This is a genomic window from Phycicoccus mangrovi (assembly GCF_018729305.1).
Classification (GTDB): Bacteria; Actinomycetota; Actinomycetes; order Actinomycetales; family Dermatophilaceae; genus Phycicoccus; species Phycicoccus jejuensis.
Genome location: NZ_JAHHWP010000025.1, coordinates 50,499 through 75,614 on the forward strand (window position 1 = coordinate 50,499; position 25,116 = coordinate 75,614).

General features: G+C 72.6%; 22 protein-coding genes and 1 tRNA gene. 12 read left to right on the forward strand and 11 right to left on the reverse strand.

The genetic code is table 11. From position 1 onward, the window contains the following. The first annotated feature begins 62 nt into the window (after window positions 1–62). Window positions 63–136: transfer RNA gene (locus KMZ30_RS19770), tRNA-Pro, on the forward strand. A 158-nt stretch (window positions 137–294) separates the two neighbouring features. On the opposite strand, the gene KMZ30_RS19775 is transcribed toward KMZ30_RS19770, so the two are convergent. Together KMZ30_RS19775 and KMZ30_RS19780 are read right to left on the reverse strand one after the other, a co-directional pair. Next, window positions 295–2,193 carry a potassium transporter Kup gene (locus tag KMZ30_RS19775; protein ID WP_308284337.1) on the reverse strand — a complete coding sequence of 633 codons (1,899 nt, stop codon included), beginning with the start codon at window positions 2,191–2,193 and terminating at the stop codon, window positions 295–297. A gap of 46 nt (window positions 2,194–2,239) precedes the next feature. Continuing rightward, window positions 2,240–3,391: an ROK family transcriptional regulator gene (locus tag KMZ30_RS19780; protein ID WP_215512916.1), complete on the reverse strand. Its 1,152-nt coding sequence runs from the start codon at window positions 3,389–3,391 to the stop codon at window positions 2,240–2,242. Between the two features lie 94 nt (window positions 3,392–3,485). On the opposite strand from KMZ30_RS19780, the gene KMZ30_RS19785 reads away from it, so the two are divergent. Further along, window positions 3,486–4,796, forward strand: coding sequence for a DUF1479 domain-containing protein (locus KMZ30_RS19785; RefSeq protein ID WP_215512917.1), 1,311 nt, complete (start codon window positions 3,486–3,488; stop codon window positions 4,794–4,796). 46 nt (window positions 4,797–4,842) lie between these two features. Here the strand turns inward: KMZ30_RS19785 and KMZ30_RS19790 are convergent, their stop codons facing one another. Beyond that, window positions 4,843–6,432, reverse strand: a complete 1,590-nt coding sequence (locus KMZ30_RS19790; protein ID WP_215512918.1) for an alpha-amylase family glycosyl hydrolase — start codon at window positions 6,430–6,432, stop codon at window positions 4,843–4,845. A 132-nt stretch (window positions 6,433–6,564) separates the two neighbouring features. On the opposite strand from KMZ30_RS19790, the gene KMZ30_RS19795 reads away from it, so the two are divergent. Beyond that, window positions 6,565–8,007 carry an HNH endonuclease signature motif containing protein gene (locus tag KMZ30_RS19795; protein ID WP_215512919.1) on the forward strand — a complete coding sequence of 481 codons (1,443 nt, stop codon included), beginning with the start codon at window positions 6,565–6,567 and terminating at the stop codon, window positions 8,005–8,007. 218 nt (window positions 8,008–8,225) lie between these two features. On the opposite strand, the gene KMZ30_RS19800 is transcribed toward KMZ30_RS19795, so the two are convergent. Then, complete coding sequence (locus KMZ30_RS19800) at window positions 8,226–8,417, reverse strand: hypothetical protein (protein ID WP_215512920.1); 192 nt, start codon at window positions 8,415–8,417, stop codon at window positions 8,226–8,228. A gap of 860 nt (window positions 8,418–9,277) precedes the next feature. Between KMZ30_RS19800 and KMZ30_RS19805 the strand changes: the two genes are divergently transcribed. The 3 genes from KMZ30_RS19805 to KMZ30_RS19815 all read left to right on the forward strand — a co-directional run bounded on the left by KMZ30_RS19805 (window position 9,278) and on the right by KMZ30_RS19815 (window position 10,801). After that, window positions 9,278–9,709: a hypothetical protein gene (locus KMZ30_RS19805; RefSeq protein WP_215512922.1), complete on the forward strand. Its 432-nt coding sequence runs from the start codon at window positions 9,278–9,280 to the stop codon at window positions 9,707–9,709. A gap of 101 nt (window positions 9,710–9,810) precedes the next feature. Then, a complete protein-coding gene (locus KMZ30_RS19810) occupies window positions 9,811–10,467 on the forward strand; it encodes a hypothetical protein (protein ID WP_215512923.1) in 657 nt (218 codons plus the stop codon). A gap of 118 nt (window positions 10,468–10,585) precedes the next feature. Further along, on the forward strand, window positions 10,586–10,801 hold the full coding sequence (locus KMZ30_RS19815) for a hypothetical protein (RefSeq protein WP_372447514.1): 216 nt from the start codon (window positions 10,586–10,588) through the stop codon (window positions 10,799–10,801). Between the two features lie 65 nt (window positions 10,802–10,866). Here KMZ30_RS19815 and KMZ30_RS19820 read toward each other — a convergent pair whose 3' ends face one another. Genes KMZ30_RS19820 through KMZ30_RS19835 form a run of 4 tightly spaced genes read right to left on the reverse strand, consistent with a single transcriptional unit; the run spans window position 10,867 to window position 16,245 of the window. Next, window positions 10,867–13,038, reverse strand: coding sequence for an alpha-galactosidase (locus KMZ30_RS19820; protein WP_215512924.1), 2,172 nt, complete (start codon window positions 13,036–13,038; stop codon window positions 10,867–10,869). Beyond that, a complete protein-coding gene (locus KMZ30_RS19825; RefSeq protein ID WP_215512925.1) occupies window positions 13,035–13,967 on the reverse strand; it encodes a carbohydrate ABC transporter permease in 933 nt (310 codons plus the stop codon). Before KMZ30_RS19825 ends, KMZ30_RS19820 begins: the two co-directional genes overlap by 4 nt. After that, complete coding sequence (locus KMZ30_RS19830) at window positions 13,964–14,872, reverse strand: carbohydrate ABC transporter permease (protein WP_215512926.1); 909 nt, start codon at window positions 14,870–14,872, stop codon at window positions 13,964–13,966. Before KMZ30_RS19830 ends, KMZ30_RS19825 begins: the two co-directional genes overlap by 4 nt. 20 nt (window positions 14,873–14,892) lie before the next feature. Beyond that, window positions 14,893–16,245 (reverse strand): ABC transporter substrate-binding protein, encoded by a 1,353-nt coding sequence (locus KMZ30_RS19835; protein ID WP_215520176.1) that lies wholly within the window; start codon window positions 16,243–16,245, stop codon window positions 14,893–14,895. Window positions 16,246–16,480: 235 nt separating this feature from the next. Here KMZ30_RS19835 and KMZ30_RS19840 point away from each other — a divergent pair, with 235 nt between their 5' ends. The 6 genes from KMZ30_RS19840 to KMZ30_RS22535 all read left to right on the forward strand — a co-directional run bounded on the left by KMZ30_RS19840 (window position 16,481) and on the right by KMZ30_RS22535 (window position 22,685). Then, the gene (locus KMZ30_RS19840; RefSeq protein WP_215512928.1) at window positions 16,481–18,469 is read left to right on the forward strand and encodes a beta-galactosidase; all 1,989 of its coding nucleotides are present in this window, start codon (window positions 16,481–16,483) and stop codon (window positions 18,467–18,469) included. Further along, window positions 18,469–19,272, forward strand: coding sequence for a DeoR/GlpR family DNA-binding transcription regulator (locus KMZ30_RS19845; protein WP_215512929.1), 804 nt, complete (start codon window positions 18,469–18,471; stop codon window positions 19,270–19,272). The genes KMZ30_RS19840 and KMZ30_RS19845 overlap by 1 nt, the downstream gene beginning before the upstream one ends. Further along, a complete protein-coding gene (gene galT, locus KMZ30_RS19850) occupies window positions 19,269–20,387 on the forward strand; it encodes a galactose-1-phosphate uridylyltransferase (protein ID WP_215512930.1) in 1,119 nt (372 codons plus the stop codon). Before KMZ30_RS19845 ends, galT begins: the two co-directional genes overlap by 4 nt. A gap of 247 nt (window positions 20,388–20,634) precedes the next feature. Beyond that, window positions 20,635–21,267 (forward strand): ScbR family autoregulator-binding transcription factor, encoded by a 633-nt coding sequence (locus tag KMZ30_RS19855; RefSeq protein ID WP_215520177.1) that lies wholly within the window; start codon window positions 20,635–20,637, stop codon window positions 21,265–21,267. A gap of 37 nt (window positions 21,268–21,304) precedes the next feature. Then, window positions 21,305–21,913 carry a flavodoxin family protein gene (locus KMZ30_RS19860; protein ID WP_215512932.1) on the forward strand — a complete coding sequence of 203 codons (609 nt, stop codon included), beginning with the start codon at window positions 21,305–21,307 and terminating at the stop codon, window positions 21,911–21,913. Between the two features lie 100 nt (window positions 21,914–22,013). Then, on the forward strand, window positions 22,014–22,685 hold the full coding sequence (locus KMZ30_RS22535) for an HNH endonuclease family protein (protein WP_215512933.1): 672 nt from the start codon (window positions 22,014–22,016) through the stop codon (window positions 22,683–22,685). A 69-nt stretch (window positions 22,686–22,754) separates the two neighbouring features. Here KMZ30_RS22535 and KMZ30_RS19870 read toward each other — a convergent pair whose 3' ends face one another. From KMZ30_RS19870 to KMZ30_RS22540, 3 genes are read right to left on the reverse strand one after another with little or no spacing between them, the layout of a single operon-like run. Continuing rightward, window positions 22,755–23,060 (reverse strand): hypothetical protein, encoded by a 306-nt coding sequence (locus KMZ30_RS19870; RefSeq protein WP_215512934.1) that lies wholly within the window; start codon window positions 23,058–23,060, stop codon window positions 22,755–22,757. A gap of 47 nt (window positions 23,061–23,107) precedes the next feature. Then, window positions 23,108–23,836, reverse strand: coding sequence for a cysteate racemase (gene cuyB / locus KMZ30_RS19875; protein WP_226902459.1), 729 nt, complete (start codon window positions 23,834–23,836; stop codon window positions 23,108–23,110). Then, complete coding sequence (locus KMZ30_RS22540; protein WP_215520178.1) at window positions 23,833–25,116, reverse strand: carboxylate--amine ligase; 1,284 nt, start codon at window positions 25,114–25,116, stop codon at window positions 23,833–23,835. The genes cuyB and KMZ30_RS22540 overlap by 4 nt, the downstream gene beginning before the upstream one ends.

Genomic DNA, 25,116 nt, shown 5'->3' on the forward strand with positions numbered 1-25,116 from the left:
CTCGAGGGTGGTCGGCTATCCTCGGGTGTCGCGGCGGCCCTCGGGTCGTCGATGACGTGCCACGGGGTGTGGCGCAGCTTGGTAGCGCGCTTCGTTCGGGACGAAGAGGTCGCAGGTTCAAATCCTGTCACCCCGACTGCAGGAACAGCCGCTGTGGAATCGACGGAGTCGATCCACAGCGGCTGTTCCCTTGTCGGGGGACAGGGTGCCGGGAGCGCGAGCCGGCGCCGACGCAGGAGGCGACGGGGAGCGCGGCGTCCTGTCAGCCCGCCCGGCCGGGCGGGACGGCCCCGGTCAGACGTGCAGCTGCGCCCCGACGACGACGGTGCGCGCGATCGGCAGGTGGAAGTACTCCGTGGGGTCGGCCGCGTTGTGCGACAGCGCGATGTAGACGCGCTTGCGCCAGCGGGACATCCCCGGCCGGTCGGCCGCGTGGACCGACACCCGCGAGAGGAAGTACAGCGCGGTGTCGCGGTCGAAGGAGAGGTCCGGGGTCTGCGCGGCGAGCGAGAGCGCGGCCGGGATGTCCTGCTCGTCAGCGAACCCGAAGTGCAGCCGGACCAGGCAGATGCCGTCCCACTGGTCGCCGAGGTCGTCGACGACGACCCGCTCCTCGTCGGGCACGTGCGGGACGTTCATCCGGATCGTGTTGGTGATGATGACGTTCTCGTGGAGCACCTGGTTGAAGTCGACGTTCTCGCGCAGCGACAGCGGGGTCGTGTCGTGGCTGGTGTGGAGGAACACGGCGGTGCCGGGCACCCGGTGCAGCCCGCCGGCGTGCGCCTCCTCGAGGAACTCGGCGAGCGGCCGCTCGACCTTGACCCGCCGCGCCTTGACGACGCGCTGGCCCTTGGACCACGTGAGCATGACGAACGCGATGACCGTCGCGAGCAGCACGGGCAGCCAGCCGCCGTGGGTGATCTTCGTGGCGTTGGCCGCGACGAAGCTCAGCTCGACCCAGAGGAACAGCCCGCCGAACGCCCACAGCCGCCACCGGGGCCAGTCGAGCGCGGCGTCGGCGTAGACGAGGAAGAGGCACGTCGTGAGGGCCAGCGTCGCGGTGACGGCGAGGCCGTAGGCGACGGCGAGGTGCTCGGAGCTGCGGAAGCTGACCATGAGGACGAGGACCCCCGCGAAGAGCACCCAGTTGATCGCCGGCACGTAGATCTGCCCGCCCTCGTGCTCGGAGGTCTGACGCACGGTGAGGCGCGGCAGGAAGTCGAGCCGCTCGGCCTGCCTGGACACCGAGAAGGCCCCCGAGATGACGGCCTGCGACGCGATGACGGTGGCCGCCGTGGCGAGGACGACCAGCGGCAGCGTCGCCCAGTCGGGCGCGAGGTGGAAGAAGGGCCGGTCGATCGTCGCGGGGTCCTTGACGATGAGCTCGGCCTGCCCGAGGTAGTTGAGGGTGAGGCTCGGGAAGACGAGCCAGAACCAGCCCGTGGCGATGGCCGGCCGGCCGAAGTGGCCCATGTCGGCGTAGAGGGCCTCGGCCCCGGTGATCGCGAGGACGACGGCGCCGAGCGCGAGGAAGCTGACGAGCGGGTGGGCCAGCGCGAACTGGAGCGCGAGGTGGGGGCTCAGCGCGAGCAGCGCCTGGGGGTAGGCGAGGACGTGGGGCAGCCCGGGCGCGGCGAGCGTGACGAACCACAGGACCATGACGGGGCCGAAGAACCGCCCGACCCGGTCGGTGCCGTGCCGCTGGACGACGAACAGCACCGTGATGACGGCGGCACCGAGCGGCAGCACCCACGGCGTGAGCCCGGGCTGGACGACCTCGAGGCCCTCGACGGCGGACATCACCGAGATGGCGGGGGTGATGACCGAGTCGCCGTAGAAGAGCGCGGCCCCGATGACCCCGAGGACCATGACGAGCCGGAACCGCTTGCCCCCGGGGCGCACCGAGCGGCGCGCGAGGAAGGCGAGCGAGAGCACGCCGCCCTCGCCGTCGTTGTCGGCGCGCAGGACGAAGAGCACGTACTTGACCGAGACGACGAGCGTGATGGCCCAGACGACGGTCGAGACGACGCCGAGCGCGTTGTCCCGCGTCGGCTCGACGATGCCGTCGTCGAGGGCGAAGACGGTCTGCATCGCGTAGAGCGGGCTCGTGCCGATGTCACCGAAGACGACGCCCAGGGCCCCGAGCACGAGCGCGCGCCGGGTCGTGGACGAGGGGGCGGACGGTGCGTTCACGGTGCCGAGCGTAGGCCGCGGCGCCGGTCATCGACCGCGGAGCGGGTCAGTGCGCGGCGGAGCCGGTGACGACGTGCTCGCGCAGCCGACGCAGCGCCTCCTGCCGGGCGCCGGCGAGCGAGGGCTGGTCGCGCACCGCGGGCGGGCGCAGCGCGACCCGCCGGGGCATCGCCTCGACGTGGCGCGCCACCCGCTCCACGAACGCCGGGTGCGAACCCCACACCCCGCCGAGGACGACGACAGCCGGGTCGGTCAGCGCGACGAAGGCGGCGAGCACGCCGCGGACGGCGACCGCGAGCCCGTCGAGCGTGGCGGCGGCCGCGGCGTCCCCGTCCCCGGCCTCGAGGAGGCGCAGGACGGCGGCGGTGTCGACGGCGGTGCTGCCGGGCTCGCGCAGGCCGAGCGCGGCGACGACGTCGGTGAAGGTGCCCGCCCGCCCGTCGGGGCCGGTCGTCACGAGGTGCGCGACCTCCCCCGCGAGGCCGCGCGAGCCACGCAGCACGACGCCGTCGGCGACGACCGCGCAGCCGAGCCCGCGGTCGAGGTAGAGGTAGGCGAGCTCGCCCGCGCTCCCGCCGTCGTCCGGCCCCGTCGCGGCGAGCTCGGCGCGCGCGGCCCAGTTGACGTCGTTGTCGACGACCACCTCGCCGTCGACGAGCGGCGTGAGGAGCGGGACGGGCGAGAGGTCGCCGACGAGGAAGGGCGCGTCGGGCAGGTGCACGAGTGCTCCGCTCGCGCGGTCGACGGGGTCCGCGGCGCTGACGACGGCGACGCGGACGGCGCCGGGGGCCGCGGCCGCCGCCCGGGCGACGACGTCGGGCAGGACGCGCTCGAGCCGGTCGGGCGTGGTGGGCAGGACCAGCCCCTCCGTGGCCCCGCTCACCACCCGTCCGTGGACGTCGACGGCCTCGGCGCGCACGCCGTCGGGGGCGATGCTCACCGCCAGCGCGACCCCGAGGTCGGGGACGAGGTCGAGGATGGTGCCCGCGCGCCCGCGGCCGCCGGTGCGCTCACCGGTGTCGCGCACGACGCCGGCCTCGGTCAGCCGGCGCACGCTCTCGCCGACGGTGGGCTTCGACAGGCCCGCCCGGGTCGCGATCTGGGCCCGGGTCAGCGCCGGCTCCTCGAAGAGCACCCCGAGCACGTGCCGGTCGGACAGCTGCCGCAGCAGCCGGAGCGAGGGCTTGGGGGGCTCCACGACGGTGATCCTAGTAAGGAGTCTTGCCGAGATCGAGCCCTCGGGCCTACACTCGGGATTCAGTCAGGAGTCCTTACTGGATGGAGACCGGCCGATGACGACCACCGCCACACCCCGCGACCAGCACGCGCAGCCCCTGCCCGCCCTCCCCCACTGGGAGGAGCCCCCCGCGGACCTGCACGCCGCGACCCGGGAGGTCAAGGCCGCGCTGCGTGCCCGAATCGAGGCCTCCGGGCGCAGCGTCGAGGAGGTCTTCGCCGTCGTCGAGGCCCGTGTCCGGGCGGCCGTCGAGGAGGTCGAGGCGCAGCGGGCGCGGGGCGAGGAGGTCTGGCCGGTGCTCGACTACGCCGACATCGCCTCGGGCGCGGTGACCGCGGCCGACCTCGACCGGCTGCGCCGCCGCGGCTGCCTCGTCGTGCGCGGCCACTTCCCCCGCGAGCAGGCCCTCGCCTGGGACGCCGGCATCGTCGACTACGTCGAGGGCAACCGGTTCTTCGAGGACTACCGCGGCCCCGGCGACGACTTCTTCGGCAGCGTCGGCTCGCGGCCCGAGATCTATCCCGTCTACTGGTCCCCCGCCCAGATGGAGGCCCGCCAGAGCGAGCGGATGGCCACGGTCCAGCGCTTCCTCAACGGCCTGTGGCGGCACGAGTCCGAGGGCACGACGTGGTTCGACCCCGAGCGCGACTCGCTCTACCCCGACCGCATCCGGCGCCGCCCGCCGGGCGCCGACTCCGGTGGCCTCGGCACGCACCTCGACCCCGGCACCCTCGACCTCTGGATGACGCAGGCCTACCAGCGCGCCTTCCGCCACCTCTTCGACGGCAGCGTCGAGCAGTACGACCCGTGGGACGCCGCGCACCGCACGGCCGGCCCGCAGTACCCCGGGACGACGATGTGCTCCGCCTTCCGGACCTTCCAGGGCTGGACGGCGCTCTCGGACATGGACCACGACCAGGGCGTCCTGCACACCGTGCCGGTCCCCGAGGCGATGGCCTACCTCATGCTGCGGCCGCTGCTCACCGACGTGCCGGACGACGACATGTGCGGCGTCACGACCAACCAGGTCTTCCCGGCCTCGGAGCAGTGGCACGCGCTGCTGCTGCGCGCGGTGAGCGGTATCCCCGACGTGCGCGCCGGCGACTCCGTCTGGTGGCACTGCGACATGATCCACGGGGTCGACCCGGTCACCGACCAGCAGGGCTGGGGCAACGTCATGTACATCCCGGCGGCACCGTGGTGCCCGCGCAACGAGGCGTACGCCGCGTCGGTGCGCGAGGCGTTCGCGGACGGCAGCAGCCCGTCGGACTTCCCGGCCGAGCACTACGAGCGCTCGTGGCCGGACCGCTTCGCCCCCGAGCAGCTGAACCGCACCGGCCGCCGGGGCCTCGGCCTCGAGGACTGAGCGATGCGGCGCCGGCGTCCACGACGGACGCCGGCGCCGCTCGCGCTCAGGCGCGCTCGAAGATCCCGTACGAGAAGCCGGATGCCTCGGCGCGGCCGCCGTCGAGGCGGACCCCCTCGACCTCGAGGCCGCGCGCGCCGTCCCACCCGGCGGGCAGCGCGGCGGTGGCCGGCTCGCGCCGCGGGTTGACGACGACGAGGTGCGTGCCGCCCCGGACGTACACGAACGGGTAGTCCTCGGTCAGCACCTCGAGCGAGCCCTCCGGCTGCAGCGCCGGGGTCGCGTGTCGCAGGGCGAGCAGCCGCCGGACGAGGTGCAGCAGCGAGCCCTCGTCGGCGCGCTGGGTCGCGACGTCCGGGCGCTCGGGCGAGGGGTCGAGCGGCAGGTAGAAGTCCGACTCGGGTGCCATGGAGAAGCCGGCGCCGGGCCCGGGCTCCCACTGCATCGGCGTCCGTGAGCCGGTGCGGTCCTGCGTCGACTGCAGGAGGCTGCCCTCGCGGTCCGGGAGCCCCTCGACGTAGCGCATCCCGATCTCGTCGCCGTAGTAGATCGTCGGCAGTGACGGCCAGGTGGCGACGAACGCGAAGGCCGCGCGGGCCATCGGTGCGGTGCGCGGGCCCGTGACGAGGCGCGCGTAGTCGTGGTTGGCCGTCGGCAGGGCCACGTGCCCGCCGCCGACCCCGATGGCGTCCGTGGCCCGCCGCCACTCGCGCAGGAAGGTGTCGACACCGCCGCTGCCCTCGGGGTCGAAGAAGTAGCGGTCGGTGTCGGTCCACGACGGGTCGTACGTGCCGATCCCCGTGTGCCACAGGGAGCGCAGGCCGGGGCGGCCGAAGTGCAGGAAGAAGTCGGCGTGGAAGCCGGCGGGCACCGCGACCGCCGGGTCGCCCCACTCCGACAGCAGCGCCCGGTCGGGGTGCTCGCGGTCGAGCCACTCCCGCATCTCGGCCCACAGCCGCGCGGTCTCGACGTGCCCCGGGTCGTCCTTGACGAGCGAGGCCGCCATGTCGACGCGGAAGCCGCTGATGCCGAGGTCGAACCAGTGCGCCATGACGTCGCGCAGCGCCTGCCGGTTGGCCCGCGGGCCCTCGGCGTCGACCGGGTCGCGCCACGGCTGGTCGGGGTCCTGACGGGCGTACCCGAAGTTGAGCGCCGGCTGGCAGGGGTAGAAGTTCAGCTGGTAGTAGCCACCGCGGCGGCCCGGCACGGGGCACCAGATGCCGGCCGGGGTCCCGACCCGCTCGTTCCAGATGTAGCGCCCGTCGGCCGGGTCGTCGACCCACTCGCGGAACCACGGGTGCTGGTCGCTCGTGTGCCCGGCGACGAGGTCGAGCAGGACGCGGATGCCCCGGCTGCGGGCGGCGTCGACGAACGCGACGAGGTCCTCGTTGGTGCCGTAGCGCGGGGCGACGGAGAGGTAGTCGGCGACGTCGTAGCCGGCGTCCGCGAACGGCGAGGCGAACAGCGGGCTGAACCACACCGCGTCGACGCCCAGCCACGCGAGGTGGTCGAGCTTCTCCGTGGCCCCGGCGAGGTCACCGATGCCGTCGCCGTTGCCGTCCGCGAAGGTCTGCGGGTAGATCTGGTAGAGGACCGAGTTCGCCAGCCAGGCCGGCTGGGGGCGGGTGCTGGCCATCCGGCCACCATAGCCAGCCGCTGGTGGTCGCGGGCTGCTCGGTCGTCCACAGGTCCCTCGTCGCCTGCTCGTGGTCCACAGGCGGGTCCTCGGGCCTGGCCGACTGTCAGTGCCGGGTGGGATCATGGTGGCATGTCAACGGGGACAACCGAACTCGCGAAGCGCCACTTCGCGATGGAGGCTGCCGGCGATGCGTTGACGGGTATCTCGGAGGTGCTGTTCGGGGCGGCAGGTGCGGAGCTGGGTGAGCTGCTGGGAGTGGCCGACCGGCTCGCGGCGCTGGCCTCGGCGGCGCGGGTGGCGGTCGCGGTGGAGGCGGTTCGTCGGGGTGAGGTCGCGGGGGCCGGGGTGCAGGAGTGGGTGCGCGGGCACGCGCCGTCGCTGCGCCAGGGCGGGGCGGTCGCGGTGGCGCGGATCGCGCTGGACGTCGCCGCGGCCGGGTCGGGCCCGGACCGTCCCCCGGCAGAGGACTCACCGCTGGGGATCGTCTGGGACGCGGTCCGCGACGGGCGCCTGGAGGCCGGCACCGGGTGCGCGGTCCTGCGCGAGAGCGCCCGGGTGCAGCCGCTGCTGCACGACGAGGCGCTCCCGACCGTGGCCACCGCGCTCGTCGACCTCGCGCAGCAGCACGGGACGGCGCTGATGCGCGGGCTCCGGCCACGGCTGATCTCGCAGTACGGCCACCACGGCGCCTTCGACGACCTGCAGGCCCGCCTCGCGCCCTCGGCCCGGCTGTCGATGCCGCACGTGGAGTCCGGCGACCTGACCGAGTACCAGCTGTGGATGACCCCGGAGCAGGCGGCCGCCCTCGAAGCCGCGATCGGGCCGCTGTCCGCGCCCCGCCCGAACGAGCAGACCGGTCAGCGAGACCTGCGCCCGGCCGGGCAACGCCGCGTCGAGGCCCTGACCGAGGTCTGCACGATCGCGAGTGGCGTCGAGGCCGAGGCCCGTTCCGGGTCCCCCGCGACGCTGCACGTCACGATGAGCCTGGCCGACCTGCAGGCCGAGACCGGCGCCGGCGAGGTCCTCGGCTCGGTCGCCACCGGAACCCTCCTCGGCCCGGACACCCTGCGCCGCCTGACCTGCGACGCCGCCCTCGTCGCGCACGTCCTGGGCACCCAGGGCGAACCCTTGGCCCTGGCCCGGCTGCTGCGGCTCTTCACCCGGGGCCAACGCCGCCACCTCCAGCTCCGCGACCGCGGCTGCACCTACCCCGGATGCACCGCCCCCGCCGCCTGGACCCGCGCCCACCACGTCTGTCACTGGGCCGACGGCGGCCCGACCGACGTCCTCAACGCCGCCCTGCTCTGCCAACGCCACCACACCACGGTCCACCGACGTCGGCTCTGGGCCGAGGTTCGGCAACAGCCCGACGATCGCGGCCGCCACGTCGTCTGGGACCTGACCGACGGCTCCTACGACCGCGTCCTCGCCGCTCTGCCACCCCCGACGCCCGATGAGCCGGTCCTGTCGGCCACGGACCACTTCCCGGACGACCCCCCGGACCTGCACCTCGACACGTGGCGGCATAAGGTGGCTCACGGCAGCCGGGCCACCCGCGCCGCCGGACCGTAGGCGCAACCCAACCATCGCTCATGCCGATGAGCGCGAGCTTCCGCGTCATCCCAGTGATGACGGGGAAAGCGGCGGATGGCACGGTTGCATCCCCGTCACCAGCCGACTACCGCGTCATCACAGTGACGACGCGGTTGCTCGATCGCCTGCCCTCATCTGCCGCGAGCCGTGAAGGCGACAGCCAGGGGCGCCCCAAGACGAAACTAGTCAGACGTCAGTCACTGCCCAGTGATCTTCCAGGTCGTGGGGCAGGGAGCGTTTAGCGCGTCAACCGCATTCCCGTTCATGTCGAGTGCGACCAGCCTCCAGCTGGTGGCGCAACCGTCGTCGTCCATGGCCGCGATGACGACGCTGGCCGTCGATCCGGGTACCAGCCGAGCGACCACTTCTTCGCCCGTCGTCTCCTCCACCACTCGCAGCCTCAGCTCGGTTTCGTTACCGATTGTCAACGCCGGTGGTTGGCACGCGGACAGAAGCGCTGCCCCGATGCACATAACGACCGACAGAACGGCGCGCCGTCGCATCGCCTCACCCCCGTCCGACTACTCGGGCGAGCGTAGCTCGTAAGGACGAGTGTCGTCAGGCCGTCGTTCTGGTCGGGTGGAGAGACCACCGACGATCGTTCGCTCATGCCGCGTCTCGTACGACAGCCTTGGCCGCACAGAGGGCCCCGGCGCGGGCCAGGCCTGACCGGCCGACCGGGTGCGGGCACTCGCCCACCCACACCGCACTGAGCGCGGTGCTGAACTAGCCTCGCCGCGTGACTGAACCGCCCGTGCCCGCCGCTTCAACGGCGGAGCCACCGAGAGGCGTCGCCTCGCGTTCGCTCCGCGCGTTCGCGCTGGCTGCGGACTTTCCGCGGCCGTCCTCGGTGGGCAACGGGTGGAAAGCCTCTGTGTGGGCCAATGTCGGGTTGGCAGGCTGCTTGGCGCTGCTCTCCCTGCTCGGCCTCTGGACCCTCCGGGGCTGGTGGACCGCGGTGGATCTCTACTCTCCGCTCGGACAGTGGAAGACAGCCTTCGTCATCGCTGCTTGGTCCTGGTACAGCGTCTACATCACCACCGGAGCCTGGCGCCTACGGAAAGTCACCACCCATGGATCCGGTCGGTGTGGCGACGAGTCTTCGTCGGCTGCGCCGTGTTCTCGCTCATCGTGTTCGTGCTGGGCGCGATCATCCCCGGCTTGACGTAGAGCCTCCGACACTCGCCCTCATCCCGGCGACCGGGCGAGGGTGTGATGGCCCGGGCCGTCGGCTGTCAGACTGCCGGCCATGGGCGAGGTTCGGGTCGTACGAGTCGATGAGCGCGATTCGGGTTGGGAGGTCTCGCATCCCAGGTTCGGGGTCTACCTGCACGGCAGCGGCCCGGAATCCACGTTCGGATGGACCGACACCTACGACGTGACCGGGGCTGACGTTCTCCAGGTCATCGACTGGGCACAGCGCCAGGCCGGCGACACGCTCACGTACGCGGTGGCTCTCGTTCTCGACGACCCGGCACGGGGCCCGACGGCAGGGGCGTCCGGTCGGGGTCTGGTGTGGCTGGTCGGGATGGACGGAAACACCACCCCAGTCGACCTCGACGAGGCCGACGCCCTCGGGCGCATGCTCGCTCGGCGGCACGACGCAGTCCGGGTGCCGGATGCGGACCGCATGCCGCCCGAGGATCCAGACCCGTACGACGACGGCACTCGACGCCGCTAGTTCATCCACAACGCGGGACGTCGAGTCGCCTCGTGAGGACGCACGTTTCACCGCTGTCTAGAGGCCCGGGTTCTACATTGCCTCCATGCTGCGGAGCGCGAATGGCTGACGGCGATCTGGTCGACGAGCTGGCCCGGTCGCTGGGTGTCAGGCTCTCTGGGGAGGGATTCACGCGGCGCGGGCTGACGATTGCCTGCATCCTGCCGACGGGCCTTCGCGTCAAGGTGGGCCTGCGTCGCCGGCTGACGACGCAGGACTCGGCTCTGGTCGGCGCTCTGGTCACGGTGGAGCTGCGACTCGGCAGGAACCCGGGCAACAACGCGTCGTTCACGGATCTGATCTCTGACGACATCCGCCGCCCGGACCGTCGGAACGAGATGTTCACCCTCGAACGCGCCGACGGGGACAGCATTCAGCGGGCGTGCGTGGCCATCGCGGAAGCCGCCTTGATGTGGCTCGGCCGCGCACGAGCCGGTGATCTCATGGTCGAGCCAGAGGCGCTGGATGCGCGGCACGACGTATGGATCTGCGTCACGGCCGAGCAGTGGTCCTTCCTCTGGGAGCTGCTCAAGGACGGACCGCCACCGGGCGCCGTCGAAGCCGTGGAGTCGGTCCCCCGGACATTCGACCCGGCCGTGGGACCCCCGCCCATGGCCGAGCAAGGCATGAACGGGATCATCGAACGCCTGCGCCAAGAGTTTCGCCCCGACCTGGCGCCCTTCCTGCCCGACTTCCCGAGGCGGCGACAACGGCCCTGACTGCCGACGAACGGCAGGCGGCGGATCGTGATGCTGGACTCGTGCCAGCGGACCTCGGGCGATGCCGAAATCAGTCAGCCCGTCCGCCGCTCATGCCGCGGATGGCTCACCTCTCCCCGTGAAGCGGATGGTGGTCGACGGTGAGCGCTTCGAAGTCACCGAGCCTGCCGGCGAGCCCGGCGTCGACGACCTCCTCCGGGTCTCGGGGCCCCATGAGGGATACGGGTTCACCAGTTCCACCTACGGCGGTGACGTCCAGACAGATGCTGTGCTCGAGGACGCCGTCCGCAACTTTCTGAGCCAGGTGGATCGCAGGACTGGCTACATCGACTGAGCAGCCTCGGCTCCCGCGCTGGGGGCGGGTGCTGGTCATCGCTCCACCCTGGCCGCCGGGCGTGCTCACGCCCCGTCGACGGCGGTCAGGTGCAGGAGGTAGCCCTGGCCCGGCGCGAGGGCGGGGACGGGCAGCCCGTGGTCGTCGAGGACCGCGCCCGCGACGACCACGCCGGCCTCGCCCTGCGCCGCGTCGAACCACCGCGGGCCGCGCACCTGCTGGCTCTCCGGCAGGCCGGCCTCCGGCCGCACGCGCACCCGGTAGCGACGGGACGGGTCGAGCCCCGGCAGGGGTACCGCCCCGGGCGTGACGCCGCGCCCGCTGACGACGCGGACCACGGTGAGCGCGGCCTCGGACCGGTCGGCCGCCACGACGCCGCCGACGACGAGCGAGGGGTCGGGATGGTCCGAGCGCACGACGTCTCCGGTGTGCAGCAGCGGCCGCAGCTCGCGGTAGAGGCCGCTCCACGCGCGCAGGGCGTCGAGCTCCTGCGGCGAGCAGGTCGAGATGTCCCACTCGAGGCCGGCGTGCCCGCCGAGCGCGACGAGCATCCGCAGCGAGAGGTCGAGGTCGCGGTGCGTCGTGTGGGCGCGGGGCGGCCCGACGTGCGTGCCCATCCGCTCCGGCGGCACGAGCAGCCCGGTCCACCGCTGGATGGCGACGCGCTCGAGGGCGTCGTTGCAGTCCGAGGTCCACACACGGTCGGTCCGGGCGAGCACGCCGAGGTCGACGCGGGCACCGCCGCTCGAGCACGACTCGATCTCGAGCGCGGGGAACCGCTCGCGCAGCGCGCCGAGGAGCCGGTAGGTCGCGCGGGTCTGGGCCGCGACGGCGGGCCGGTCGGTGCCGGTGGCGTCGGTGCGCACGGCCTCGTGGAGGTCGCGGTTGTGGTCCCACTTGACGAAGTCGACGCCGTAGGTGCCGATGACGTCCGACATCGCGGCGAGGACGTGGTCGAAGGCGTCGGGGTTCGCGAGGTCGAGGACGTGCTGGTGGCGCGAGGGCGGCGTCGGGCCGGCGGCCGGGCCGAGGACCCACTCCGGGTGGGCGCGCACGACGTCGGAGTCGAGGTTGAGCATCTCGGGCTCGAACCACAGCCCGAACTCCATCCCGAGGCCCTTGACGTGCTCGACGAGCGGGCCGAGGCCGTCCGGCCAGACCTCCGGCGAGACTTGCCAGTCGCCGAGGCCGCGGGTGTCGTCGCGACGCGAGCCGAACCAGCCGTCGTCGAGGACGAAGCGCTCGACGCCGATGGACGCCGCGGTGTCGGCGAGCCGCTGAAGGTGGCCGAGGTCGGTCTCGAAGTAGACCGCCTCCCACGTGTTGAGGACGAGCGGGCGGGGGCGGCCGGCGCGGTAGTCCGCCCCGGCGCGCTGGTGGCGCACGAGGCGCGCGGTGAGGCCGTCGAGCCCGGCGTCGGACCAGACGGCGACGACGTCCGGCGCCGTCCAGGTCTCGCCCGGGCCGAGCCGGACCTCGCCGGGGCCCAGCGCCTCGCCCGCGCCGATGACGGCCGCGTGGGCGCCGGCGCCCTCGGGCAGCCGCTCGACGAGGTGCTCGTGGTGGCCGCTCCAGGCGGCGTGCACCGCCCAGACCTCGCCGTGGCGGAAGCCGAACCCCGCGGTGCCGGCGGTCATGAGCAGCGTCGCGTCGTGGCCGGTGCGGCCGCGGCGGCCGGTGCGCAGCCAGGTGCCGTCGGCGACGAGGCGGCGCTGCGGCGTGCGCTCGCGCACCCAGCGCCCGCTGAGGTCGAGCACCTCCTCGGCGCGGGCCGGCAGCGGCAGGAGGGTGCGCAGCTCCGCGACCTCGAGCGGCGCCGTGCCCGCGGCCGCGGTCGACGTGACCGACGTCGACGCCGTGAGCACACCGTGCTCGTCGAGCGCGAGGACGAGCTCGACGACCGCCTGGGTGTCCTCGGCCTCGGCCCGCACCGTCAGGCGCTCGCCCCCGCCGGTGACCTCCGCCACCCAGCGCGGGGCGGCGGCACCACCGGCACGGTGCAGGGCGATGCCCGGCGTCCCGAGCCAGCCGTCGCCGGAGGTCGGCAGGACGGTGAGGTCCCACGGCTCGTCGAGCGCGTTGTTCGCGACCGGGGTGTCGCGCAGCAGCACGAGGTCGGCGGCCGCCGCGTCGGGCAGGTCGGCGCCCCAGTGCAGGACGGCGGGCAGGCCGTGGTCGCGGTGGGCGAGGACGAGGGCGACGCCCCCTCCCCGGAGGACGGTGTGGTCGGCGCTCACCCCTTGGTCGACCCGAGCGTGAGGCCGGAGACGAACTGCTTCTGCAGGACGAAGAAGACGACGAGGACCGGCAGCGCCACGAGGATGGACCCAGCCGCGACGAGGTTGGTGTCGGAGAAGAACTGGCCGCGCAGGTTGTTCAGCGCGCTCGTCACCGGGTACTTGTCGCCGCGCGAGATGAGGACGGTCGCCCAGAAGAACTCGTTGTAGATCCACGTGACCTGGAGGGTCGCGAGGGCGGCGAGGGCCGGGCGCACGAGGGGCATCGTCAGCTGCCAGTACTGGCGCCACACGCTCGCGCCGTCGAGCTCGGCCGACTCGTAGATCTCGTGCGGCAGCGTCTTCATGTAGTTGCTGAGCACGAAGGTGCAGAAGCCCAGCTGGAAGGCCGTGTTGACGAGGATGAGCGCCCAGAAGCTGTTGAGCATCGTCCCGCTCGAGCTCATGAACTCCGGGAGGGGGATCTCGCGGAACATCCGGAACACGGGGATGAGGAGCGCCTGCGGCGGCAGCAGGTTCGCCGCGAGGAAGATGCCGAGGAGCGTGAGGTTGAAGCGGTACGAGAACCGGGCGAGGACGAACGCGACGAGCGAGGACAGGAAGAGCGTCAGCGCCACCGCCGGGACGGTGATGAGGATCGAGTTCTTGAAGTGCAGGCCGAAGTTGCCTCGGCTCCAGGCGTTCTCGTAGTTGGCGAGGGTCCACCCGCCGAAGGACAGGTACCCGTTGGTCTGCGTGTACGAGTAGTCGCGGAACGAGTTGTAGAGGGCCCACAGCAGCGGGAAGAGCCAGACCAGCGCGAGGACGAGCATGACGACCGTCGCGACCTTGCCGCGGCGCTTGTTGAGGACGCCGCCGGCCGTACCTCGCGTCGAGAGCGCCTTGCCCGTCGTGCCCGGGACGGCGGTGGGGGCGGTGGCGGTGGTCATCGGCGGTCCTCCCGGAAGACGATGCGCAGGTAGATGGTGATGAAGACCGACGAGATGACCATCATGATGACGGCGAGCGCCGACCCGAAGCCGTAGCGCGTGGCCTCGCCGATGACGTTCTGCGACACCAGCGCCGAGATCAGCTCGAGGCCGTTGCGGCCCTTGTTGATGATCCAGACGAGGTCGAACGCGCGGAGCGACTCGATGACGACGATGACGAGGACGATCATGTTGATCGGGCGCATGACCGGGAAGATGACGTTGAAGAACGTCTTGACCTCGCCCGCGCCGTCGACGGCCGCCGCCTCGCGCAGCGACCCGTCGACGCCCTTCAGGCCCGCCAGGTAGATGAGCATGATGTAGCCGGTGTGCCGCCACGCGGTGGCGACGAGCACGGCCCACAGGTTGACGTCGGGGTCGCCGTACCAGTCGACGTTGCCCTTGAAGAGCTCGTTGATGAGGCCCTGGTCGGTCGAGTAGAAGAGCTGCCAGATGAAGCCGACGAGCGCCAGCGACAGGACGACCGGCAGGTAGAACGCGGTCTGGTAGAACCGGCTCCCCCACATCTCGCGGTCGAGGACGACCGCCAGCACGACCCCGAGGATCGTCGGGAAGACGAAGAGGAAGACCAGCCAGACGAGGTTGTGCTGGATGGCCGGCCAGAAGGGCGGGTAGATCGTCGCGATGTCGACGTAGTTCTTCGTGCCGACCCACTCGATCGAGCTGAACTTGAACCCGTTCCAGCGCGTGAACGACAGCGCCACCGAGGCCGCGGCCGGCAGCCAGACGAGCCAGACCACGAGGAGCGTGGGGATCCCGATCATCAGGGAGATGACCAGGCGGTCGCGTGCTCCTCGTTTCTTCTCGACCCGTCGTGACTGCCGGCGTGCGGTCCTGGTGGCCATCGTTCCTCCTCGTCCCCGGCTCAGCCGAGGATGGACGCGGCCTGCTGCTGGATGGAGGTCGTGACCTTGTCGATGTCGTTCGGGTTCTTGATGAAGTCCTGGAGCGCGACGGTGACGACGGTGTTGGCCAGGTCGGCGTTGGTGTCGCGGTCGAGGAACTGGGCGATGTTCTTCGCGTTCTGGACGACCTCGACCGACTTCTTCTGCAGCGCACCGTACTTCGCGGTGCTGGCTCCCGAGTTGGCGGCGATGAACGGCGCCGAGCCGGCGTTGTTGCCCGCGTCCGCGGCCTCGGCGCTGCCGAGCCACTTGATGAACGCCTTGCCGGCCTCGGTGTCCTGCGCGCCCTCGGCGACGCAGAAGCCGTCGATCGGCGCGTCGAGCGCGTCGGCGCCGATGCTCGCGTCGAGCGCCGGGAAGGTGAAGAAGTCGAGGTCCTCCTGGGCCTCCGTCGGCACGCCGTCGACGACGAAGGTGCCGAGGAGGTACATGCCGCACTCGCCCTTGGCCATCGAGGTCGCGGCCTCCTGCCAGGTGCGGCCGAGCGAGTTCTCCTGGTGGTAGGGCAGGAGGGTCTTCCAGGTCTCGAAGACCTTCTTGACCTCGGGGCTGTCCCACTTCTGCTCACCCTTGGTCAGCTGCATGTGGAAGTCGAAGCCGTTGAGGCGCATGTTGAGGATGTCGAAGGTGCCCATCGGCGCCCAGGCGTCCTTGGCGGCGAAGGCGAAGGGGGTGATCTTCTTGCCCTGCATGTCGGTCATCAGGGCGTTGAGCTCGTCCATCGTCTTCGGCTCGGTCCAGCCGTTCTTCTCGAAGACCGACGGACGGTAGAAGACGGCCCACGGGTAGTAGCTGATCGGGACGAAGTACTGCTTGCCGTCCGACGCGGTGGAGGCCTGCTTGAAGGCGTCGCTCATGCCGTCGATGGGCCACACGTCGCTGAGGTCGGCGATCTGGCCGGCCTCGGCGAACTGCGACATGCGGTAGCCGGCGAACCACGTGAACACGTCGTCCGGGCTGCCCTGGAGGTAGGTGGTGATGCTCTCCTGGAAGGTGTTGTGGTCGACCGCGTTGACCGAGACCTGCACGCCCTCCTTCTTCGCGTAGGCGTCGGCCATGCCCTGCATGCGCTCGTAGGCCGGCCCGGAGCCCTTGGCCTCGTTGACGCCGAACTTGACGTTGCCGGCCTTGGCCGAGGCGCCGCCACCGCTCGTGGAGGGCGAGTCGTCGCTGCCGCAGCCGGCGAGGGTCCCTGCGCCGAGGAGGGCGCCGGCACCGAGGGCGCCCGACAGGAGGGTCCGGCGGTTCACCCCGCGGACGGAGGCGGGAAGGGAGCTCGCGAACCGGGGGTCGCGCGGGGCCGGGCGTGCCATGGGTGTCTCCTTTGACGAACGTGCCGCTCCTGACAGTTTCGATCAGAAACGAACAACCGATGGCTCCAGAGTGTGGAGTCGCGCCGCGAGGGTGTCAAGGGTCGTGACCAACCTTTGACCTTCGGAAACCACGGGCACAGGCGGATTGGCGTCCCGGCCGCTTCGGTCGACCGTCGCGTCGGCGGATGTTCGTATCTGTTGACAGATGTCGATTCCGCGCAACACACTGTCCGCCATGCGTCAATGGCCCGACGACCGCGTCGCCTTCGGTGGGGACTACAACCCCGAGCAGTGGCCACGTGCGGTGTGGGACGACGACATGCGGCTGATGGCCGCGGCGGGGGTCAGCTTCGTGACCCTCGGCGTCTTCTCGTGGTCCTGGCTGGAGCCGACCAAGGGCGAGTACGAGTTCGGCTGGCTCGACGAGGTGATGGACCTCCTCCACGCGCACGGCATCGCCGTCGACCTCGCCACCGCGACCGCCACCCCGCCGCCGTGGCTGAGCGCCGCCTACCCCGAGATCCTCCCCGTCGACCGTGAGGGTCACACCCTCTGGCCGGGCAGCCGGCAGGCCTGGTGCCCGTCGTCGCCGCTCTACCGCGAGTTCGCCCTCGCCCTCACCGACCGGATGGCGCAGCGCTACCACGACCACCCGGCGCTGGCGATGTGGCACGTCTCGAACGAGTACGCCTGCCACAACCTGCCCTGCTACTGCGACACCTGCGCGGTGTTCTTCCGGCGCTGGCTCGAGCGCCGCTACGGGACGCTGGACGCCCTCAACGAGGCGTGGGGCACGGCGTTCTGGAGCCAGCGCTACACCGCGTGGGACGACGTCCTGCCGCCGCGGCTCACGACGACGTTCGGCAACCCGACCCACGAGCTCGACTACCACCGCTTCGGGTCCGACACCCTGCTCGACTTCCACGTCGCGGAGAAGGAGGTCATCCGCCGCCACTCCCCCGACGTGCCGGTGACGACCAACTTCATGACGATGAGCAGCTTCCGGCTGCTCGACTACCACGACTGGGCGCCGCACCAGGACGTCGTGAGCACCGACCACTACGTCGTCGACGCGCTCGAGCACCCCCGCGCCGAGCTCTCGTTCCACGGCGACCTGACCCGTGGTCTCGCCGGCGGCGCGCCGTGGATGCTCATGGAGCACTCGACGAGCGCGGTCAACTGGCAGCCGGTCAACCCGGCCAAGCCGCCGCGCGAGACCCTCCTCGACAGCCTGACCCACGTCGCCCGCGGCGCGGACGCCCTCGGGTTCTTCCAGTGGCGGCAGTCGCGCGCCGGCTCGGAGAAGTTCCACTCCGCCCTCGTCCCCCACGCCGGCGAGGACAGCGACCGCTTCCGCGAGGTCTGCGAGCTCGGCGCCGTCGCCGGGCGGCTCGGCGAGCTCGTCGGCTCGCGCGTCGAGGCCGACGTCGCCGTCCTCTGGGACTACGAGGCGCAGTGGGCGGTCAGCGGCCCGTGCATGCCCTCGGCCAGGCTCGACTACCCGCAGGCCGCGCACACCGTCCACCGCCTGCTGCGCGACGCGGGCGTGACCTGCGACGTCGTCCACCCCGACACCGACCTGTCGGGCTACCGGGTCGTCGTCGTCCCGACGCTCTACCTCGTCTCCGACCCCGCCGCCGAGCGCATCGCGGCGGCCGCCGCGGCCGGGGCGCACGTCGTCGTCACCTACTTCTCCGGCATCTCCGACCCCGACGACCACGTCCGGCTCGGCGGCTACCCCGGCGCGTTCCGCGACCTGCTCGGCGTCCGCGTCGAGGAGCTGTTCCCGCTGCGGGTCGGCGAGCCCGTCGCTCTCGCCGGGGGCGGCGCCGGCTCGGTGTGGTCCGAGGACGCCCGCGTCCGCGACGCCGAGGTGCTCGACTCCTACGCCGACGGTCCGCTGGCCGGCCGGGCCGCCGTCACCCGCCGCACCGTCGGCGAGGGCGCCGCCTGGTACCTCGGCACGCTGCCCGACGACGCGACCCTCGCCGCCCTCCTCGCCCGGGTCACCGACGAGGCCGGCGTCGCGCCGGTCGCCGACGTCCCGGCCGGCGTCGAGGTCACCCGCCGCCGCTCGGCCTCGGGCTCCTGGCTCTTCGTCCTCAACCACACCGACGCCGGTTGCGAGCTCGCCGTCACCGGCCACGACCTCGTCGCGGGCGCCGACGTGGGCCCGGTCGCCACCGTGGCGGCGCGCAGCGCGGCGATCGTCCGGGAGGCCTGATGCTCGCCAGCCAGCGCCGGGCCGCCATCCTCTCCATCGTCGAGGAGCACGGCGCCGCCCGCGTCTCCGAGCTCGTCGACCAGCTCGGCGTCTCGGACATGACGGTCCGGCGCGACATCGAGCGGCTCGACGGCGACGGCCTCCTCGAGCGCGTGCACGGCGGGGCGGTGGCCATCACCCCCCGCGCCACGGACGAGCCGGGCTTCACCGCGAAGTCGACGCTCATGACCGCCGAGAAGCAGGCCATCGCGCTCGAGGCCGCGCGGCTGGTCCAGCCCGGCGCGACGATCGGGATCTCCGCCGGCACGACGACCTACGAGCTGGCCCGCGCCGTCCGCGACGTGCCCCAGCTGACCGTCGTCACGAACTCGGTGCCCGTCGCGCAGCTGCTCCACGAGTCGCAGTCGGCCGCGCACGTCGTCGTCCTCACCGGGGGCGTCCGGACGCCGTCGGACGCGCTCGTGGGGCCGGTCGCCGTCACGGCCCTCGCCGGCCTGCACGTCGACCGGCTCTTCCTCGGCGCGCACGGCATCGACCGCGCGGCCGGCCTCACCACGCCGAACCTCGTCGAGGCCGAGACGAACCGGGCGCTCGTCCGCTCGGCCCGCTCGGTGTGCGTGCTCGCCGACCGCTCGAAGATCGGCATCGTCGGCCTCTCGACGTTCATGGACCTCTCCGAGGTCGACACGCTCATCACCGACTCCGGCATCCCGGCCCGGGCGCGGCAGGTGCTCGTCGAGTCGGTCGAGCACCTCGTGCTGGCCGAGCCCGGGCGGACCCGCCAGGTGGGCGACGCCGGATGACCCGGACCCGCACGGTCCGGCGCACGGTCCGCTCGCTCGCCGACGGCCGCGAGATCATCTACTTCGACGACTCGCCGGACGCCCCGGAGCGCACCGCGGTCGACCGGCGCGAGCTCGGGCCTCGCGCCTCCGCCGGGCACGTCCGCTACGACGCGCTCGTCGGCGACTGGGTGGCCGTCGCCGGGCACCGGATGAACCGCACCTTCCTGCCGCCCAAGGACGAGTGCCCGCTCTGCCCGACCGGGCGTGGCAGCGTGCCGTCCGAGATCCCCGACGGCGAGTACGACGTCGTGGTCTTCGAGAACCGCTTCCCCTCGTACGCCCCCGTCGCCGACGACGACGTCGTCGCCCCCGAGGGGTACCTGCACCGTCCGGCGCACGGGCGCACCGAGGTCGTCTGCTTCACGAGCGACCACGACTCCTCGTTCGCGGCCCTCGGCCCGGAGCGTGCCCGCACCGTCGTCGACGTCTGGGCCGACCGCACGGCCGAGCTCGGCGCGACGCCCGGCGTCGAGCACGTCTTCTGCTTCGAGAACCGCGGCCAGGAGATCGGGGTGACGCTGCACCACCCGCACGGCCAGGTGTACGCCTACCCCTACGTCCCCGCCCGCACGGCCGAGATGCTGGCCCGGGCCACCGAGCACCACGCCCGCACGGGCCGGCTGCTCGGGGCCGACCTCCTCGCCGCCGAGCGCGCGGACGGCTCGCGGGTCGTCCTCGCCGGCGAGAACTGGACCGCCTACGTCCCCTACGCCGCACGCTGGCCGGTCGAGGTGCACCTGGCCCCCCACCGCGACGTCCCCGACCTCGTGGCCCTCGACGACGCGGAGCGCGACGAGCTCGCCCACCTCTACCTCGAGCTCCTGCGGCGCCTCGACGGCTACCACGTGCGCGAGGACGGCCCCGTGCGGCTGCCGTACATCGCCGCGTGGCACCAGGCCCCCGCGCGCACCGGCCGCGACGTGTCGCGCCTGCTGCTCCAGGTGATGTCGGTCCTGCGCGGCCCCGGCAAGCTCAAGTACCTCGCGGGGTCCGAGAGCGCCGTCGGCGGCTGGGTCACCGACACCCGGCCCGAGGCGGTCGCGGCGCGGCTGCGCTCGCTCGCGGGCGCGTGACGCCGGCAGCGGTGCCCGGCGGAGTCCCTGTGCTCCGCCGGGCACCGCCGTGCGGACCCCTCGCCCCTCCTCGAGCGGTCACGCACCCCCTGCGAGGCGTGGCCCGCATCGTACGACAAAACCGACCGTCCGGTCTGTTGTCGTCCGCGCCACGGCTGTCGCCCGCCGACGGGACGCACAGCCCGGCCACAGACGGCACGCGTAGCCTCGTCCGCGACCGACCCGGCCGACGACCACGAGGAGCCACGTGCCCCGGCAGCAGCGGGCCGTCGCCACGCGCAGCGGCATCCTGCGCGCCGCGGCGGCCGTCATCGAGCGACGCGGGTACGAGGCCGCGACGGTCGCCGAGATCGTCCGCGAGGCCGGCATCACCAAGGGCGCGCTGTACTTCCACTTCGCCTCGAAGGAGGCCCTCGCGGAGGCCGTCATCGCCGAGCAGGGCGAGTGGCGCACGCAGCACGGCCCCGACGCCGGTCCACCGGTGCAGGCCGTCGTCGACCTCGCCTACTCCTTCGTCGAGGCGCTGCTCACCGACCCGTTGATGCGCGCGAGCGTCCGGATGACGCTGGACCGCGTCGCCGCCGACGACGTCATCCGGGCCGGCTACCTTGGCTGGATCGAGGCGGTCGCCGACCTGCTGCGCGAGGCCGAGGCCGCGGGGTCGCTCGTGCCGGGCACCGACCCCGAGCGGTTCGCCTACGTCGTCACCTCCGTCGTCACCGGCATGCAGCTGACGAGCGAAGCGCTGACCGGGCGGGCCGACCTGCCCGAGCGGGTCGAGGACTTCTGGCGGCTCGTGCTGCCGGTCCTCGTGCGCCCCGAGGAGCTCGCGAGGGTCGACCCACGACCGCCGGGGTTGCGCACCGCCGAGGCCGGGTAGCACCGCGGGGACCGCACCCCGCGCCGATCGGAGAACCGTGCCCGACCTCACCGCCCTCGTCCTCAGCTGCACCCTCTCGCCCTCCCCCGCGCCCTCGAGCACCGAGCTGCTCTCGGGCCAGCTCCTCGAGGCGCTCGCCGAGCACGGTGTCACCGGCTCGACCGTCCGCGTCGTCGACCACGACGTCAAGCCGGGCGTCGAGGCCGACATGGGCGACGGCGACGCCTGGCCGGCCATCCGACGGCAGGTGCTCGCGGCCGACATCGTCGTCCTCGCGACGCCGACGTGGATGGGCCAGCACTCGAGTGTCGCCCAGCGCGTCCTCGAGCGCCTCGACGCCGAGCTCGGCGAGTCCGACGACGAGGGCCGGCTGCTCACGTACGGCAAGGTCGGCCTCGTCGTGGTGGTCGGCAACGAGGACGGTGCCCACCACATCTGCGCGGTCGCCTACCAGGGGATGAACGACGTCGGCTTCACGATCCCGGCCAACGGCTGCACCTTCTGGAACGGCGAGGCGATGACCGGCACCGACTACCGGGACCTCGACGAGACGCCCGAGCAGACGGCCTCGGCCACGCGGACCGCCGCCGCCAACGCCGCGCACCTCGCCCGCGCCCTGCGACAGAGCCCGTACCCGGCGTCCTGACCCGGGGCTGACCGACCCGGCAGACCCCTGACCGGACCGGTACCGGACGCTCACGCACGCTTGGGCCGGGGCTGACCCCCGCCGAGCAGGCTGTCCCCCCGTGAGCACTCCCACCACCGCCCCGCCCGCCAGTCGTCGCCTCCCCCGAGGGCTGCGTCGGGCGGCGGCCGCCCTCCTCCTCGCCGCGCTCGGCGCCCCCGCCGCCGCGGGCGCCGCGCAGGCCCTCCCGCCGGCGCCCCCGAGCGTCGCCGACGCCCGCGAGCAGCTGGCCGGGCTGCACGTCGGCTACGAGGACAACGTCGGCTACGACCGCAGCGCGTTCACGCACTGGATCACCGTCAGCGGCACGTGCGACACCCGCGAGACGGTGCTGAAACGCGACGGGTCGGGCGTCACGACGGACTCCTCGTGCCGCGCGACCTCCGGCACCTGGCGCAGCGTCTACGACGACACGACGTCCACCGACTCCTCGTCGCTCGACATCGACCACGTCGTCCCGCTCGCCGAGGCCTGGGGCTCCGGCGCCAACCTCTGGACCGACGCCGAGCGCAGGGCGTTCGCCAACGACCTGGCCGTCCCGCAGCTCATCGCGGTCTCGGCGTCGAGCAACCGCAGCAAGTCCGACCAGGACCCGGGCGAGTGGCAGCCCCCGGCGAGCGGCTGGCGCTGCGAGTACGCCCGCTCGTGGATCGAGGTCAAGTACCAGTACGACCTCGAGGTCGACAGCCGCGAGAAGACGGCCCTCACCGGGATGCTCGACACGGACTGCTGATTCCGCGGGGCCACCGCGGCCTCGCCTTGCCGCCCCGACCTCGCCTCACCGGGGCGTCTTGACGCACCGTCAGGACGAGGTGACCCCGGCACGACGGGACGTCCCCGGTGCGGCGGACGTCCGACGGCGCCGGGACCGGACGAACGCGACGACGGCGCAGCCGAGCATCCCCGCCGCGAGCAGGAACGGTGAGGCCATCATCCCGAGGAGGAGGACGCCGTCGGCCGGCGGGAGGGTGCAACCCCACCCGAGGCCCTCGCACTGGCCGCCGGTGTTGTGGTCGGGCAACGAGAAGTGCAGGACCACGACGAGCACCGCCGGCAGCAGCCAGAGCACGCCGAGCACGACGAGGTACGGGCGGAGGGAGCGCAGCATCCGTCCACCGTGCCACGGCGGACGAGAGCCCGCCCGAGCAGGAGTGCTCAGGCGCGCAGGCGCCCGCCGGCCCGGCGGATGGTGGCCGCGGCCACGGCGTCGATGGAGTCGACGACGAGCGGGTCCTCGACCCCGAGGTCGCCCCGCAGCACCGACAGCTCGGTGCAGCCGAGCGCGACGGCCTCGGCGCCCTTGGCCCGCAGGTGCTCGACGAGCGCGTCGAAGCGGCTTCGCGACACCGGGTTCCCCGCCTTGACGCCGTCGTAGATGACGCTCATCGTCTCGCGCTGCTCGTCGGCGTCCGGCAGGACGAGCTCGACGCCGGCGCGCTCGGCGGAGCGGGCGTACGTGCCGGCGGCGAGGGTGCCGTCGGTCGCGAGCACCCCGAGGCGACGCAGTCCCGGGACGGCCTCGCGGGCGGCGGCCACGGTCTCGTCGACGGTGTCGAGGACCTCGATGCCGACCGCGGCCCGCATCCGGTCCACCCAGACGAGGGCGGTGTTGCACGGGATGGCGACGAACGTCGCGCCGGCGCGCTCGAGGGCCTGCACGTCGGCGACGAGCGCGGGCTCGGGGCTCTCGTTCTCGCCGCGGAGGAAGCCGGTGCGGTCCGGGATCGAGCCGTGCTGCCAGACGAGCAGGTCGACGTGGTCCTGGTCGCGGCGGGCGTCGGTCAGCTCGACGACGCGGCGCAGGAAGTGGACGGTGGCGGCGGGCCCGAGGCCGCCGAGCACGCCGCCCGGCTGCCCCGGCACCGGCACGTCGGCGCCGGTCATCGACGGTCCGTGAAGTGCGCGCGGAACTTGCGGACCTGGTTGAGGTGGTAGGCCGCGTTGTACGCCCGCCGCTTGAGCGTGAGGTCGGGGCCGTAGACGTTGGGGTCGCTCGCCCGGCCGCTCCTCATGAGCCCGATCGCCTTCTCGCGCAACGCCTCGTCGAGGACGTAGTGCTTGACGACGTACTTCGGGACGAACGCGAAGAGGTGCTCGCCGCGGGCGATCGTCAGCCCCTCCATGGGCTCGTGGCGCACCCAGTCGCGGACGTACCACTCGGAGACGTTGTTCCCCCCGGCCGTCACGTAGAAGTTCGAGCGGCCGAGGCGGACGTTGATCTCGAAGAACTTGTAGGTGCCGTCGCGCCGGTCGTACTTGAGGTCGAAGTTGCTGAACCCGACGTAGCCGATGTGCTCGAGGAAGCGCTTGGCCTGCTCGACGACCTCGTCGATCTCCGTCGTGATGATGACGCACGGGTTGCCGATGGCCAGCGGGTGGTGCTCCTCGAGGAGGACGTGCCCGACCGACCCGAAGACGACCTTCCCGTCACGGTCGGAGTAGCAGGTGAGCACCCGCATGTTCGTGTCGTCGCCCGGGACGAAGTCCTGGAGGAGGAAGTTGCCGTCGTAGCTGCTGGCCCGCACCCGCCGCAGCGTGTCGGCGAGCTCCTCGGGGGTGTCGCAGACGTAGACCTTCTTCTTCCCCTCGAAGCTCGCGTAGTGGTACAGCGCGCTGTCGGCCGGCTTGGCGACGACCGGGAACTCCCAGGGCAGGTCGCGCTCCTCGCCGTGGTCGCCCGAGCAGTCGACGACGATCGTCGCCGGGTGCGGCACGCCGACCTCGTCGAGGATCCCGTAGAAGACGTCCTTGCGGACGATCCGGTCCAGCAGGTCGAGGTCGATGTAGGGGATGGTGAACCAGGCCCCGAGCCGGTCCTTGTGCTCGATGATCATCCGCACGTACCAGTCGCCGGCCGCGACGAGCAGCAGCGGCGGGCGGCCCTCTCCCCCGTGCTCGCGGCCGACCCGCTCGAGCTCGCGCACGAAGGTGTCGGCCTCCTCGAAGCCCGGCACGTAGACGTGGTCGCAGAGCGTCGAGAGGGCCACCGGCCCGCCCTCGCTCATGTTGACGACGAGCGGCCGGACGCCGTACGCGGCGTGGAAGGTGCGCACGAGCGTGTAGGCGGTGATGTCGCCGCCGAGGATGACGGGGCGGAAGTCGGTGGCGGGAGCGGCGGGGGGCACGCGGGGGTCCTTCGCGACGGGGGCGTCTGGCTCGGCCAC

Excerpts from the sequence above, each read along its gene's own strand:
- KMZ30_RS19785 (WP_215512917.1), top strand. The coding sequence starts at position 3,486 with ATGACGACCACCGCCACACCCCGCGACCAGCACGCGCAGCCCCTGCCC.
- KMZ30_RS19790 (WP_215512918.1), bottom strand. The coding sequence starts at position 6,432 with ATGGCCAGCACCCGCCCCCAGCCGGCCTGGCTGGCGAACTCGGTCCTC.
- KMZ30_RS19795 (WP_215512919.1), top strand. The coding sequence starts at position 6,565 with ATGTCAACGGGGACAACCGAACTCGCGAAGCGCCACTTCGCGATGGAG.
- KMZ30_RS19805 (WP_215512922.1), top strand. The coding sequence starts at position 9,278 with ATGGGCGAGGTTCGGGTCGTACGAGTCGATGAGCGCGATTCGGGTTGG.
- KMZ30_RS19810 (WP_215512923.1), top strand. The coding sequence starts at position 9,811 with ATGGCTGACGGCGATCTGGTCGACGAGCTGGCCCGGTCGCTGGGTGTC.
- KMZ30_RS19825 (WP_215512925.1), bottom strand. The coding sequence starts at position 13,967 with ATGACCACCGCCACCGCCCCCACCGCCGTCCCGGGCACGACGGGCAAG.
- KMZ30_RS19830 (WP_215512926.1), bottom strand. The coding sequence starts at position 14,872 with ATGGCCACCAGGACCGCACGCCGGCAGTCACGACGGGTCGAGAAGAAA.
- KMZ30_RS19835 (WP_215520176.1), bottom strand. The coding sequence starts at position 16,245 with ATGGCACGCCCGGCCCCGCGCGACCCCCGGTTCGCGAGCTCCCTTCCC.
- KMZ30_RS19840 (WP_215512928.1), top strand. The coding sequence starts at position 16,481 with ATGCGTCAATGGCCCGACGACCGCGTCGCCTTCGGTGGGGACTACAAC.
- KMZ30_RS19845 (WP_215512929.1), top strand. The coding sequence starts at position 18,469 with ATGCTCGCCAGCCAGCGCCGGGCCGCCATCCTCTCCATCGTCGAGGAG.
- galT (WP_215512930.1), top strand. The coding sequence starts at position 19,269 with ATGACCCGGACCCGCACGGTCCGGCGCACGGTCCGCTCGCTCGCCGAC.
- KMZ30_RS19870 (WP_215512934.1), bottom strand. The coding sequence starts at position 23,060 with ATGCTGCGCTCCCTCCGCCCGTACCTCGTCGTGCTCGGCGTGCTCTGG.
- cuyB (WP_226902459.1), bottom strand. The coding sequence starts at position 23,836 with ATGACCGGCGCCGACGTGCCGGTGCCGGGGCAGCCGGGCGGCGTGCTC.